Source organism: Petrocella sp. FN5, from assembly GCF_029210395.1.
Taxonomy (GTDB): domain Bacteria; phylum Bacillota; class Clostridia; order Lachnospirales; family Vallitaleaceae; genus Petrocella.
Window position 1 is genome coordinate 1 of the sequence record NZ_JARGDP010000065.1, and the last position, 14,377, is coordinate 14,377.

12 protein-coding genes and 1 tRNA gene are annotated in these 14,377 nt (G+C 38.8%); 11 read left to right on the forward strand and 2 right to left on the reverse strand.

The window, feature by feature from the left end; translation table 11 throughout:
* Positions 1 to 86 precede the first annotated feature (86 nt).
* The 6 genes from P0N36_RS12380 to P0N36_RS12405 all read left to right on the forward strand — a co-directional run bounded on the left by P0N36_RS12380 (position 87) and on the right by P0N36_RS12405 (position 6,134).
* Positions 87 to 1,259, forward strand: coding sequence for an NAD(P)-dependent malic enzyme (locus P0N36_RS12380; protein ID WP_275843166.1), 1,173 nt, complete (start codon positions 87 to 89; stop codon positions 1,257 to 1,259).
* 117 nt (positions 1,260 to 1,376) lie between these two features.
* The gene (locus tag P0N36_RS12385; protein WP_275843167.1) at positions 1,377 to 1,547 is read left to right on the forward strand and encodes a hypothetical protein; all 171 of its coding nucleotides are present in this window, start codon (positions 1,377 to 1,379) and stop codon (positions 1,545 to 1,547) included.
* Between the two features lie 336 nt (positions 1,548 to 1,883).
* Positions 1,884 to 4,049, forward strand: coding sequence for a sodium-translocating pyrophosphatase (locus tag P0N36_RS12390; protein WP_275843168.1), 2,166 nt, complete (start codon positions 1,884 to 1,886; stop codon positions 4,047 to 4,049).
* A 181-nt stretch (positions 4,050 to 4,230) separates the two neighbouring features.
* Positions 4,231 to 5,271, forward strand: coding sequence for an HD-GYP domain-containing protein (locus tag P0N36_RS12395; RefSeq protein WP_275843169.1), 1,041 nt, complete (start codon positions 4,231 to 4,233; stop codon positions 5,269 to 5,271).
* Between the two features lie 36 nt (positions 5,272 to 5,307).
* Positions 5,308 to 5,393 (forward strand) — tRNA-Ser (locus P0N36_RS12400).
* A 78-nt stretch (positions 5,394 to 5,471) separates the two neighbouring features.
* On the forward strand, positions 5,472 to 6,134 hold the full coding sequence (locus P0N36_RS12405; RefSeq protein ID WP_275843170.1) for a CPBP family intramembrane glutamic endopeptidase: 663 nt from the start codon (positions 5,472 to 5,474) through the stop codon (positions 6,132 to 6,134).
* 120 nt (positions 6,135 to 6,254) lie between these two features.
* Here P0N36_RS12405 and P0N36_RS12410 read toward each other — a convergent pair whose 3' ends face one another.
* Positions 6,255 to 7,292 carry a LacI family DNA-binding transcriptional regulator gene (locus P0N36_RS12410; protein WP_275843171.1) on the reverse strand — a complete coding sequence of 346 codons (1,038 nt, stop codon included), beginning with the start codon at positions 7,290 to 7,292 and terminating at the stop codon, positions 6,255 to 6,257.
* Positions 7,293 to 7,488: 196 nt separating this feature from the next.
* On the opposite strand from P0N36_RS12410, the gene P0N36_RS12415 reads away from it, so the two are divergent.
* From P0N36_RS12415 to P0N36_RS12430, 4 genes are all read left to right on the forward strand, one after another.
* Positions 7,489 to 8,643, forward strand: coding sequence for a Gfo/Idh/MocA family protein (locus P0N36_RS12415; RefSeq protein WP_275843172.1), 1,155 nt, complete (start codon positions 7,489 to 7,491; stop codon positions 8,641 to 8,643).
* A 48-nt stretch (positions 8,644 to 8,691) separates the two neighbouring features.
* Complete coding sequence (locus P0N36_RS12420; protein WP_275843173.1) at positions 8,692 to 9,765, forward strand: substrate-binding domain-containing protein; 1,074 nt, start codon at positions 8,692 to 8,694, stop codon at positions 9,763 to 9,765.
* A gap of 197 nt (positions 9,766 to 9,962) precedes the next feature.
* Positions 9,963 to 11,483, forward strand: coding sequence for a sugar ABC transporter ATP-binding protein (locus P0N36_RS12425; protein WP_275843174.1), 1,521 nt, complete (start codon positions 9,963 to 9,965; stop codon positions 11,481 to 11,483).
* Positions 11,455 to 12,432: an ABC transporter permease gene (locus P0N36_RS12430; RefSeq protein WP_275843175.1), complete on the forward strand. Its 978-nt coding sequence runs from the start codon at positions 11,455 to 11,457 to the stop codon at positions 12,430 to 12,432. Before P0N36_RS12425 ends, P0N36_RS12430 begins: the two co-directional genes overlap by 29 nt.
* Positions 12,433 to 12,435: 3 nt before the next feature.
* Here the strand turns inward: P0N36_RS12430 and P0N36_RS12435 are convergent, their stop codons facing one another.
* A complete protein-coding gene (locus tag P0N36_RS12435; RefSeq protein ID WP_275843176.1) occupies positions 12,436 to 13,710 on the reverse strand; it encodes an MFS transporter in 1,275 nt (424 codons plus the stop codon).
* Between the two features lie 204 nt (positions 13,711 to 13,914).
* On the opposite strand from P0N36_RS12435, the gene P0N36_RS12440 reads away from it, so the two are divergent.
* Positions 13,915 to 14,256, forward strand: coding sequence for an ArsR/SmtB family transcription factor (locus P0N36_RS12440; protein WP_275843177.1), 342 nt, complete (start codon positions 13,915 to 13,917; stop codon positions 14,254 to 14,256).
* Positions 14,257 to 14,377: the final 121 nt, after the last annotated feature.

The following is a 14,377-nucleotide window of genomic DNA, read 5'->3' on the forward strand; positions in this document are numbered from 1 at the left end:
CGTAGCATTGTAAGGAAGAGCCAGCTGTATTATAATGTAGACAACAATGAAAAGCAACCATTTAATAAGTTATTTAGGAGGCAAATATGGACATATATCAAAAATCCCTTGAAATGCATGAAAAAAACAAGGGGAAGTTAGCGGTTATATCTAAAGTCAAAGTATCAACAACAGAAGAGTTAAGCATGGCCTATTCGCCAGGTGTTGCAGAGCCTTGTCGTGCCATTGAAAAGAACCCGGAAGATATCTATCGATATACGAATAAAGGGAATTTTGTTGCGGTTATTACAGATGGATCGGCGGTTTTAGGTCTTGGCAATATTGGACCTGAAGCAGCGTTACCGGTTATGGAAGGTAAAGCGATCCTATTTAAGAACTTTGGTGATGTGGATGCTTTTCCAATTTGCTTGGATACTCAGGATACAGAAGAAATCATAAGAACCTGCAAGTTACTAGCACCAGGTTTAGGTGGCATTAACCTTGAAGATATATCTGCACCAAGATGTGTGGAAATCGAAAGACGTTTAATTGAAGAATTGGACATTCCCGTATTTCACGATGATCAACATGGAACAGCTATCATCACCATCGCAGCATTAATTAACGCCTGTAAATTGACGAAAAAAGATTCGAGATCACTTAAAGTGGTGATCAGTGGAGCAGGAGCGGCAGGTAGCTCCATAGCAAAAATGATTATGCAGTATGGTGTATCAGATATTCTGTGTGTAGATCGAAATGGTATTATTAGCTCAAAAAGAACGGACCTTGATTTTGTTAAGAAAGAGATTTTGAGTTTTACCAACAAAGATGATATAGAAGGTGATTTGGCATTAGCTCTTGAGGAAGCAGATGTTTTTGTAGGGGTATCCGCTGCTGGTATCGTTACCAAAGAAATGGTAAAGTCCATGAGCGATAATCCTTTTATCTTTGCTATGGCCAATCCAACACCGGAAATCATGCCGGAACTGGCCATTGAAGCCGGTGCCAAGATTATAGGAACCGGCCGTAGTGATTATCCAAATCAGATTAATAACGTATTGGCTTTTCCAGGTATTTTTAGAGGTGCGCTAGATGCCGGAGCAAGAAAAATTAACGATGAAATGAAGTTAGCCGCAGCTTATGCCATTGCCGAGGTTCTTGAAGAATCTGAGTTAACCAATACATATATTGTACCATCTCCATTTGACTCGAGAGTGGTAGAAGCCGTTGCAAAAGCCGTCATGAAAGCAGCCAAAGATTCAGGTATCACAAGAGGTTAGTGTCATAAGTCCATATCTCTTCGATAAAAGGTATAGGCAAGGTCATTGAAAATACAATGCGAACAAGGTATAATGTTAATATATAATAATTATCATTATCAAATAGGAGGTGATTGGATGCTCCAAGTCACAGCACTATTAGTCGTTGTTATAATCTTGTCCGTGGTTGCTGACCACTTCAATTCAAAAAGAAAAGAGGCGAAAGGTATTTGCCATACCACTGGCGGTGGGTGTACCAGTCCCACTGGATGTACTTGCGATTCAAAGATAAAAAATATAGAATCATAGGATGGTTAAAGGGTCAAAACTAAGTTTCACTAAATTCACCTACATAGTTTTGACACCTTAACCATAGGATTAAAGTGTCATAGTGCAATATGAACATAAAAAACTGTGATTTTTGTAAGAAAGTTTGAAGTTTCATCAATGTTCTGAAAACGGTTGCAATGAAGACCAAGTGTGATACACTTTTTATAGGATGGGAAATATGGGTATTTATTATATGCTTAGTATATCAACTATAAACTAGAGTAGACTTGTGACTGATCAAGACCGATGAATAAAAAACCAATGGTGATTAGAACCTTGTTTACGAAGCTTTAATGAAAAGCGGAGGTAAGGTTTATGATTGCATTGGTTTTTTTTGCGGTATTTTTGGCATTAACAGTAGCGGCATACAATTTTAAGGCGGTAAAAAATTTAGATCCGGGTACGGACCTCATGAAGGAGATTGCAGCAGCCATACAAGAAGGAGCAGATGCTTTTATCCGTCATGAATATAGTATTATAGCAAGAATTGCACTGCTTGCCGCAATTATCCTAAGTGTGGTGGTCGATTGGTATGTAGGAGTTACATTTCTGATGGGCGCATCTATGAGTGCTCTTGCCGGTTTTATTGGGATGAGGATTGCAACCATCTCAAATGTACGTGTATCTAATACAGCAAGAACATCCAAAAGTCTTGGAGCAACACTAAAGGTGGCTTTTCAGGGTGGTTCAGTTATGGGGCTAAGTGTCGGTGGCTTTGCTCTACTAGGGCTGGGCATCGTTTATATAATATTTGGTAAGATACTTGGGCAGACAGATCAAATCAATCTGGTCATCAAAGAGAACTGGATAGGCGTTCATTTCATTCCTTATACCATGACAGTCTCAGGTTATGCTCTTGGTTGTTCCATCATCGCCATGTTTGACCGTGTTGGTGGTGGCATATATACGAAGGCAGCGGATATGGGCGCGGACTTAGTCGGTAAAACAGAAGCAGGTATACCGGAAGACGACCCCAGAAATCCGGCAACCATTGCAGATAATGTGGGTGATAATGTAGGTGATGTAGCAGGGCTTGGTGCAGATTTGCTAGAAAGCTTTGTAGGTGCATTGATCTCTGCCATTGTTCTTGTTTCCTATATGTACTATACAACCAGCGGCATCAATGATGCATTGGATTATAAGCTGGTTGAGAACCTTCTATTGTATCCATTGCTTTTTGCCGCAATTGGACTGATCAGTTGTGTAGTTGGCATCTTGTCTTTGATTTTTAGAAAAATATCTGACCATCCTCATAGAGAATTGAATTATGCCCTATGGGTATCAGCCGGTCTAACGGTGGTTGCTACAGGTATTTTTACCAACCTATATTTTAAAGGTATGGATGTATCAGGTCTTGGCTTTAGAATGGGCATTCTATCACCGTGGATAGCCGCTGTATTTGGCATCGGAAGTGGTATCTTGATTGGATTTCTAGCGGAGTATTATACCAGTTATGATTTTAAACCAACCTTAACCATTGCTCATAAGTCCATGCAAGGCACGGCATTAACCATCACACAAGGTTTGGCTTCCGGTATGAAATCCACCTTGTTTCCGGTTATTGTCTTAGCCCTTGCCACGTTGGCATCAAATCATCTTGCTGGCCTATATGGTGTTGCTATGGCAGCCATCGGTATGCTTTCTTTTGTGGCAGCAACCGTATCTGTGGATACTTATGGTCCTATAGCGGACAATGCCGGTGGCATTTGTGAAATGAGCAAACTAGAACCTGAGGTTCGTAAGATTACAGATAAGTTGGACTCGGTAGGAAATACAACAGCTGCCATTGGCAAAGGCTTTGCTATTGGATCTGCATCACTTGCAGCTTTATCCCTACTGGCATCTTATCTCTATTCTCAGAGTAATATGGGTGATACTATGGGGTTTGTACTCAACATTAACATGATCAACAGCTTAACTCTAGCGGGTGCTCTGGTAGGCGCTGCATTGCCATTTTATTTTTCGGGATTGCTTATTGAATCTGTAGCCAAAGCAGCAGGTGCTATGGTGGATGAAGTCAGACGACAGTTTAGAGAGATGCCGGGTATTCTAACAGGTGAGACAAAGCCGGATTATAAACGTTGTATTGAGATCTCTTCAGCAGGCGCTCTAAAAGAAATGACCTTACCGGCCCTAATATCGGTCTTAGTACCGATTGGTAGTGGTTTTATATTTGGTGAAGAATTTGTAGGTGGTATGCTCATTGGAACCTTGTTATCGGCTATTATGCTGGCCCTGTTTGCAGCCAACAGTGGAGGGGCATGGGATAATGCCAAGAAGTTGGTTGAATCAGGGAAGTTTGATGGACAAGGTAAAGGATCTGAACTACATGAATCAACAGTCATCGGAGATACAGTAGGTGACCCTCTCAAAGACACAGTAGGACCATCACTGGATATTCTCATTAAGATTATGGCTATGGTATCCTTAATCATGGTGTCTGTGTTTAGCAAATATAATCTATTGGAACTATTTAAATAAAGTTAGTTTGAACCATCCTCTCAAGTCGGAAATGACTACGAACTTGAGAGGATTTATATTGAAAATGTTTCTAATATATGGTAAAGACATAGGACTTTAGTATCAATTTTTATTTTATTTTGTCTTTAGAAATGCTATAATGATTTTGGATAGGTTAGTGGAAGTTAGATGGAGGTTAAGTATGAGACTTGTAGAATTTTCCGATCTTAAAACAGGTATGCAGATTGCCGATGATTTCTATAGCATCAATGGTACCATATTAGCAAAAAAAGGCACGGAGATTACAGAGCGCTATATACAAAATTTGTCCCAATATGAAATCCCATATCTATATGTATTGGATGATTATTCCAATGATCTTGAGATTCAATGTACCATTACTTCAAAAACCAGAAATGAAGCCACACAGAATCTTAAGAAGTTATATTTGGCCATTCAGAGTAAGAATAAAGGTCTTTATCATAAGCACATGCAGGCCTGTTTAGAGTCTATTGATAAGTTGACGGAAGATATTATTAGCGAAAAAATTGATTTGTATGATGTTTTTGACATTAAGATGATTGAAAACTACATCTATCAACAACCGGTTAATGTAACGGTTATTTCTCTAATTATTGGTAAATGCCTAGAATTATCTTCCCTTGAGATGTACCGTTTGGCAGTAGGAGCATTTTTTCATGATATCGGTAATATGTTCATACCCAAAGAGATTCTAGAAAAAGAGGGAACACTCACAGATGAAGAATATGAGTTAATTAAAACCCATACCGTGGAAGGGTATCGTTTTGCCAAAGACGAGTTCAACTTGCCTATGCGTAGCTATTTAGCTATTTTGCAACATCATGAGCGCTATGATGGTGGTGGTTATCCGACGAAGAAAGCTGGAGAAGACATCAGTATCTATGGTAGAATCGTAGCCATTGCAGATGTTTTTGACGCATTATCCAGTCGGAGACGTCAAAGGGATGCCCTTAATCCGGCACAAGCCTTTAAGATGATTATTGAGGGCATGGGCACTGCATTTGATCCTAAGTTGGTTAGAGCCTTTGCAGAACGGGTATCACCTTATCCAATCGGCTTCACTATCAAACTGGAAGATGGAAGGGAATGCATCGTTACCAAGAACTATAGAGGAAAGCCTTTTAATCCGGAAGCCAGGGTTATAAAAGAGGATAATAAAAGATTAGAGACACCCTATCTTATTACAGTGGGTGTTGACTAGCTCTGGATTTTTATAGTATATTATTATAGTAATTTTGGAGAGATGTCCGAGTGGCTTAAGGTGGCAGTCTCGAAAACTGTCGTTCTCTAAAGGAACCGGGGGTTCAAATCCCCCTCTCTCCGTTTGAGTGGAATGGGGCATATCCGTAGGATGATGCCCCATTCCTTTGAAAACAACTTGAAAGGTATGGTAGTAAGGGAATGAAAATAAAAATTACAATAATTGCCTATACGCTATTTGTTATGGTCTTTCTATACATTATTGAGCAAGTACTCTACACCCCATATCTAATAAAGACACTCATTAAGTTGCCCTTGTTTTTGTTGCTGCCTATGGCTTTATATAAATATGATTTTAAGATTAAGTGGTCCATGAAGCTGAATAAGTCGGATATACCTTTAATATCATTTTGGTCGGTACTGGTTTTCTTAACGATTATGGTGGCTTTTTATTTTGTTCGACCGCTAATTGGAATGGATGATATAGTAGCTGATATATCAGGACGTATGGCCGTATCAAAGAATGAAATAGTATTCGTCGGTATCTATACCATTGTGGTGAATGCGTTTATTGAAGAGTTGTTTTTCAGAGGATTCATTTTTCAAGGGCTAGTTAAGGCTGGTTGGCATCGCTTAGCCTATATATTTTCTGCATTGGTATTTGCGCTCTACCATGTTTCGAATTTTAGAACTTGGTTTGATCTATGGGTGATGGCACTCGCATTATTGGGTCTGTTTATAGGTGGGATTATTTTCGCATACTTTGTGGATAGGACCAAAAGTTTTCTTGCCTCATGGTTGATTCATATGTCAGCTGACATAGCCATTGTATGGATTGGATTACACATGTTTAAAATCATATAGTATTTCAAAAATCACATAATAAGAAGCGAGAAAAAAGAACCTTTGAAGTTAGTGTATTATAGACTAACTTCAAAGGTTCCTTTTGTGTAGAAAAAAATTGAGAAAAGAAAAATGTAAAATTTACATAGAAGACAAAGTGGTTGAACCACGGACCACCAGATGGGTGTCCAAAATAATTTGTTTGTCGGCCATATCCGGTTTGTTAATCTTTTCTATGAGCATCTCTGCTGCTTGATAACCTAGTTGATGTGCCGGTTGTTCAATGGTAGTAATAGGCGGCTCGGTCATATTAGAGAGTTCAATATTATCAAATCCGACAACGGAGACATCTTCCGGCACTCTTAAGCCCAGTTTCTTTGCGGCAACAATCACCCCGGTGGCAAAGACATCAGATACAGCGAAGAAAGCATCCGGTCGATCCGGTAGACCGAGTATATGGGTGGCACTAGATAGTGCACTGCTATAGTCAATGGCGGAGATATGAGCGATAAAATCTTCCTTAATCTCAAGTCCAGCAGCTTCAAGGGCTTGCTTATAGCCTCTTTCTCGGTGTCTTGCATATTTATACTTCAGATTACTGTTAATGAGACCGATTTTTCTTCGTCCGGTTGATACAAGATAGTTCACCGCGGATTTGGCCGATTCAATATCATTGATGGTGACATAAGATATGCCATAATCTTCTGCATATTCGGAACACATGACGACGGGACAGCTGTGACAGAGTTCGTCAAGAAGAGATTTGTGTGGTGCAGGCGCTAGGATAATAATACCCGCAATAGAGTTATTTTTTAAAATATTAATAAAATGGCGGTGCTCAGTATAGTAGTTCTTAGTCTGAACAACAAAAACGTCCATATCATGTTCTCTTGCAGATTCCTGGATACCACTAATAATGGCTGCGTTAAAAGGATTCTCAAAGTCAGGAATCAGAAGTAGAATAACATTGCTTGTGGCATTGAAAAGAGTCTTGGTGTTTTTTGGTACGAAAGCCATCTCATCCATAACGTTTAGAACGTGCTGTCTCGTCTTTTCGGTTACTTGGTCCTTGTTATTGATAATTCTAGAAACCGTAGCAATAGATACCTGGGCCTTCTTCGCCACTTCGCTTATGGTTATTTTTTTTGTATTTTGAAGGTTTTTATTTTTTTCTTCCATAATGACCTACCTTTATATATGATTTAATCCTTTAACCATCATTATAATGAATAAAATGTAAAATGTAAACAAGTTCTGAATTTTTACATATAAAAATGACGTAAAAGGCATATATTTACAGTAAATAGTTGACAATTTACATAAAACAAGGTATATTTACATGAGAAAGACATTTGATTTTGAAAGAGGGACGCGAATGAGAAAACTACGCATAGGTATTGTCGGTACTGGTTTTATAGGCAAACAGCATATTGAAGCAATTCGTAGAATTCCCGGAACAGAAATTGTAGCCATCGCCAATGATGATGTTGAAGTGGCAAAAGATGTTAGTGAAGCACTGAATATAGCTCGTTACTATTCGGATTACAGGAAGATGTTGGATGAAGAAACATTGGATGTGGTACACAACTGTACGCCTAGTGCCTATCACTATCCAATTAATAGAGCTGTAATTGAAAAAGGCATTCATATCTTCTGTGAGAAACCATTGGCCCTAACCACTGACGAGTCAGAGAACTTAGTTGAACTCTTAAAGCAGTATAAGGTTGCCAACGGCGTAAACTTTAATTATCGACATAATGCGATGGTACAAGAAATGCGTGGTAGGGTAAAAAACGGATCTGTTGGTAAGGTACATACGATGAGTGGTGAATACCTTCAAGATTGGCTGATGTATGATACGGATTATGATTGGCGTTTAGACCCTATGATTGGTGGAAAAGGAAGAGCGATATCCGACATTGGCTCTCATTGCTTTGATACTATACAATTTATTACAGGAAAGAAAATTGTTGGTGTGAATGCTAGACTGGTTACAGTATACCCAATTCGGAAAGTGCATACTAAAAGGGTTGAAGACTCCGGAGCGGATAGGGATCAAGTTAAGAATCATGTCAAAGAAGTGGCCATTCAATCCGATGATGCCGCACATATCCTACTAGAGCTTGAAGACGGTACCCAAGGTGTTTTGAACATATCCCAAGTGTTTGCAGGAAAGAAAAATGCATTCTCTCTTCATGCATGTGGCGAAAAAGCATCTTTGACTTGGCATCAAGAACAAGCAGATCGTTTATTAGTAGGGAACCGTGACAAAGGGAATGAAGAGATATTTGCCGGTGCATCCTACCTTACAGATGAAGGTAGTTACTACTCTACCTTACCCAATGGTCATCCGGTAGGTTGGGCAGATGCGCTTAGAAGTTCGATCCATTCTTTTTACAACGCGATACAAAAGGGCAGCTATAGAGATGCTAAACAAGGCTATGCTACTTTTGAAACTGGGCATTATATAATGAGACTTGTAGATGCATGTATCAAAAGCCATGAAGAAAATTCATGGGTTAGAATCTAGTTACTGGAGCTTGTCTCTAATAATAAAAAAAGTAAATGGAGGGTAAAAATGAAAAAAATACTAGCTGTATTAATCACTGTAACACTAATGCTTGGGGTGGTAGGATGTTCTACAGTAGATGAGGTAGCCGATCCTGAAACCACACCGGAAACAGTAGGAGAAACTACTGAAACATCAGAAACTGAGGAAGCTACTAAAATACTAGGGGTTGTTATGCCAAATGCAACCCATGGTTTTCTTGGAGAAAGCATCAAACATGCGGAAGCTGCATCTAAGAGCTTTGCCGAAACTTATGGCTTTGAGTACAAGTTCTTAACATCAGCTGAAGCATCGGAACAGAATAACCAACTGGACACATTAATTAATGATGGTGTGGATTGTATCGTTTTATGGCCACACAACGGTGATGAATTGCGTTCTGGGGCTCAAAAAGTCATGGAAGCAGGCATACCACTTATTGTATATGACAGATTAATTACCGGTTTTGCCCCTACTGCAGAAGTTATGGGCGACAACGTCACCATTGGACAAGAAACAGGAAAATACTTAAACGCATATTTTGCAGATGAATTAGCGGCAGGTGAAGTGCACATTCTTGAATTCAAAGGTGACAATTCAACAGTGCCTCAACAACGTTCTGACGGATTTGCAGAAACAGCGGATGATAATATCGTTGTGGTTCAACAGTTTAGTACAGATTGGCAAAGAGCCAAGGCACAAGAACAAATGGAAACTTTCTTAATGACCAGCAGCAAAGAAGACATAGAAAGAATTCAAGCTGTATTTACCCATGATGATGAAGTGGTGCTAGGTGTTCTTGATGCCATAACAGCTTATCAAGGTAATGCAGACCTGAAAATCAGACTATTAACCGGTGTTGGCGGAAGAAAAGAAAATCTAGATACCTTTGCAACCTATAAAGAGCAATATGACTTAGATCAAGTGACTTATTTGTTCTCACCAACCATGGTACGTGATGCCATTGAATATGGTGCTAAGATCTTAAACGGAGAAACTGTATCCGGACTCATCTTAATTGATACCATGGAAATCGACCTAAGTAATGAACAAGAATTCAGAACCACAGATATCTACAAAATCCGATACGAAAGCGGCATTTAGTTAAAAAGCATGAATCCGGTCAAGTGTATACTTGGCCGGAATTTTAATGGAGGTTAAAGCGTCAAAATTATATAGTTGAACTTTCAGACTATATAAATAGTTACGAATGCATCAACGTAATCTATTTGTGTCGTCTGAACTTAGAGAAACTTAGTTATGACACTTTAATCAATGGTGATAAAAGCGAGGTTGATAAGATGTTTTTGAAGATGGAGAACATAGTAAAGGATTTTGGCGTGGTTAGAGCCTTAGACCATGCATCTCTTGAAGTAGAAGAAGGGGAAATCCACGGACTGCTTGGAGAAAATGGTGCCGGGAAATCCACACTTATGAATATATTGGCTGGAATCCTTAAACCCACAGAAGGCGCCATTTATATTAATGGTGCGCTACAGGAAAATATGACCACCAAAAAATCTACAGAAGTGGGGATTCGATTCATTCATCAGGAGTTAAACAGCATCAACGATTTATTGGTATTTGAAAATCTATTTATTGGCGAAGAAATTCATGATAAATGGGGTTTCTTGAACAAGAAGGCCATGATTGAAAAGTCTAAAGAAGTGTTTATTAGAATGGGCATCGACATCAACCCCCTTGAACTTATGGAAAATCTAGATACTTCAAGAAAGCAGCTTGTGGAAATAGGTAAAGCATTACTTTTTGAAAGTCAATTAATCATCATGGATGAACCGACCACAGCCTTAACCAACAAGGAAATCGACAATCTTTTTTCCATTATGCGGACACTGAAAAAGGAAGGGGTTAGCATCATTTATATATCTCATAAAATGCCGGAACTGTTCACCATTTGTGATCGTTATACAGTGCTTAGAGATGGTAGGTTTATTGATTCAGGTATTTTTGCAGATATTGATGAACATCGCGCCACTGAACTTCTGGTGGGTAGAAGCATGGCAGAAGAATTCATTGTAAATGACGGTATAAAAGGCGAGGTGGTATACGAAGTACATGGACTATGTTGTGAACCTTTTTTTAGAGAGATTAGCTTCAATCTTAGAGTAGGAGAAGTTCTGGCCATCACTGGTTTGCATGGAGATGGGCGAGGTGAATTAGCTGAGGCTCTATTTGGTGCAAGACATGTATCAAAAGGGGAGATTCATCTAGAAGGTGAGCGCATTCAATTAAAAAGTATCAAGAAGGTTATGGAAGCTGGCATTGGCATGGTACCAAGAAACAGAAAAGAACGATCTATTATCAAGGATTTTAGCATTAGAGACAATTTATCTATTGGTCATTTTGTTATTAAGCATAAGCATTTATTTATTAATAAAGAGGAAGAAACAAAGCGGTTTGAAAAGAACCAACGCATCACAAGGATCAAAGTCGGTAATTGCGAAGACTATATAACATCTCTAAGTGGAGGGAATCAGCAAAAGGTCATCATATCCAGATGGTTAGAGATTGATGCTAAAGTTTACATCCTTGATAATCCGACACAGGGTATAGATGTAGGGGCTAAATTTGAAATCTATAAAATCATCAATGAATTGGTAAAAAGAGGGAAGAGCGTTATTGTTTTTAGCTCTGAATTCCCTGAAATTCATAAAATAGCTGATCGCTGCCTGATTATGTACAAAGGTAATATTAATGCCGAGATGACAAGAGAAGAATTGACAGAAGTCAAAGCCATGTACTATGCGACAGGGGCCAATATGGAGGGTATAGATGAAAACAGAACTTACAACACAAAATAAGATTTTTAACGAAGTGAAAAAGTTTTCAAGTCAACACACCTATGTCTTTTCATTTTTTGCATTATTGCTCATTGCGGTCTTAATCAACAAGAATTTTTTATCCTATTCCTATTTGTCGACGCTCATCTTACAATCCACCATCAAAGGCATTATTGCCCTTGGGATGACGCTGGTTATCATATCAGGGCAGATTGACTTATCTGTGGGTTCACTTACAGCGTTGGTTTCAGGACTAGGGGTGGTGGTACTTAATACCACAGAAAACATGTTGGTCATGCTGTTGTTCTGTATGGTTTTTGGTCTATTTCTTGGAACCATTAATGGTTTATTGGTCACAAAAGGTAGGATTGCACCCTTTATTGTTACTTTGGCGACTTTGAGTGCGTTTAGGTCCATTATTGTACAACTGGGACAAGGTGGTCCCTTTAATGTAAGCGAAAACGTCTATCAAAGCTTTCGACTTATAGCCGTTGGTACGATTTTTAAAATACCTAATCTGGCCATTATTTTTGTCATTGTAACCGCTATTGTATATATTGTCATGGAGAAAACCAAGTTTGGCAGGTACATATACGCCGTAGGTTCTAACGAAAAAGCAGCATCCCTTGCAGGCATTAATGTGGTTCGAATTAAGACACTTTGCTTTTCTATTACCGGTCTTTTGACAGGTATATCCGCTTTCTTACTGGCTTCAAGGCTAACATCCATTACAGCACCTAATGCCGGTGTATCTTTTGAACTAGATGCGATTGCAGCGGTAGCCATTGGTGGTACCTCCATGAATGGTGGTAGAGGTAGAATCATCGGAACTTTCCTTGGCATCATCATGCTTCAGATGATCGAAGGTATTTTGATTGCAGCAAAAATACCACCATTTTTAACAGGTCTGGTAAAAGGTGTGATCATTATATTAGCCGTATTGTTACAAAGTAGGAAAGAAAAATCATAAGGATTATGCTTGAGTACTTTTATTGAAGAATACTTTTATGCCAAGGAGCGCCATAAGAAAACCAGTCAGAATAAAAAGACTTTCAATGGCTACAAGATCAGCAACAGGCCCTACGACGACCATGCCAAGAGGCATGACGCCCGCCATAACAATCTGAGTCAGTCCAAAAATCCTGCCTTGCATATCGATTTCCACCTTTTCTTGGAGCAATGTTGTGATTGCAGCCACAAAAAAAGGTACGATGAGTCCACTTAGAAACATAAAAAAGAGATAGATAGAAAAGTATTTGGAGAGTCCGAGAGCAAGGGTAAAAACACCCAGTAAGCTACAAGAAATGGCGATGGTATGATTATGGTTTTCTAAGCCTTTCCATATGGAAATAAGTAAACCGCCGAATATAGAACCAAGGAAAAAGGCGACTTCATTAGCCGTTAGACGCCAAACATCGTCTCCAAAAGAACGTGCCACCATAAGCGGTGTCAGAAAAGCAACGGGAACCAATAAAAAGAAGAAGATGGCATAAAAAATTAATAGATCTTTAATGAACTTGTTGTCACGGACATAAAGCAATCCTGCTTTTAGGTCGTCGAAATAGCCTTCTTGTTGACTTGAGAGGGCTTTTTCATGAGGTGGCACTTTAAGGGCAAACAAAATCAGAATTGCAAAAGTTGCCGTAATAACATCAATAAAAAAGGTGACTTCCAGTGTAGAAGAGGTAAGTAATATACCACTGATAACAGGCGCAATCAGCATAATTAAGGAACCGACACTATTGTTAATGCCATTCACCTTCATGAGTTTAGCCTTTGGGACAATCTGTGGTAAAAAGGCATTAACAGCAGGAGTTTGAATACCTGTTCCCAGAGAACGTATACCGGATACGATAAAAAGCGCCCACAAGCTGCCGTAACCTAAATAGAATAAGATGGCTAAAACCAATGTAGAACCTGCGATAAGAAAATCTGAGAGGATCATCAGTGTCTTGCGGTTGTAACGATCAGCCCAAACCCCTGCAAATAGAGAAATAAACAATTGGGGAAGGAAAGCAAAAACTGTGGAGATGGTCATCATAACACCGGATTGTGTCGTCAGTGTAATATGCCATATGATTGCAAATTGAACCAAAGCAGAACCGAATAAAGAAAAGCTTTGACTGAGTAAAAATAAAACGGTCTTACGTATCCAATGTTCCGGGTATGCGGCCTCATTTGGTTCACCTAGGATATTGAGTTCTTTAGAAGGGTCTGGTGTAATGATCTCTTGATTATCCTTAATCATATTACCTCCATTGCAATTGTTTTTCATAAGAAAGCTCATTTATTAAGTAGATGCCTTAAGGATACTTCCTATTCATATGCTATTAAGGGTATGGCAAGAGACTAGAATTGTCAATAAAAATCCATTGACAGAAAGAAGAAAACAAAGTAAAATACGTATATACCCATATGGGAATGTACGTATTTTTAATTTGGAGGTAATGACATGACAGAAGTTATAGATGTTTTTAAGGTATTATCGGATGAGACACGTTTAAGAATCATGCTATTGCTATACAACAAAAGCTTGTGTGTGTGTCAAATTCAAGCCATATTAGAGGAAACACAACCTAAGATATCCAAACATTTAGGTAAACTCAGAGATCTAAATTTTGTTGAATCTAAAAGGCTAGAGCAATTGATGTATTATGAAATTGACCATTCTAATAAGTTGTTAATTGCCCTACTTGAAGATGTTGTTCACCATTTGGAGAAAGAGACTACATATACTAAGGACATGCATAGGTTAAAGCATGTAGATGATTATATTCAGGTTAAAGCATTTTAACCAACATCTTAACGATATCAAAAGGCAAGAAGGCGCTTGTTATAGCAAGCCCATCTGTTTCATAGAAATCCTATAGAAGCGTTGGGCAAATAAAGGGAACTATGATTTAAGAAAGAGGTTA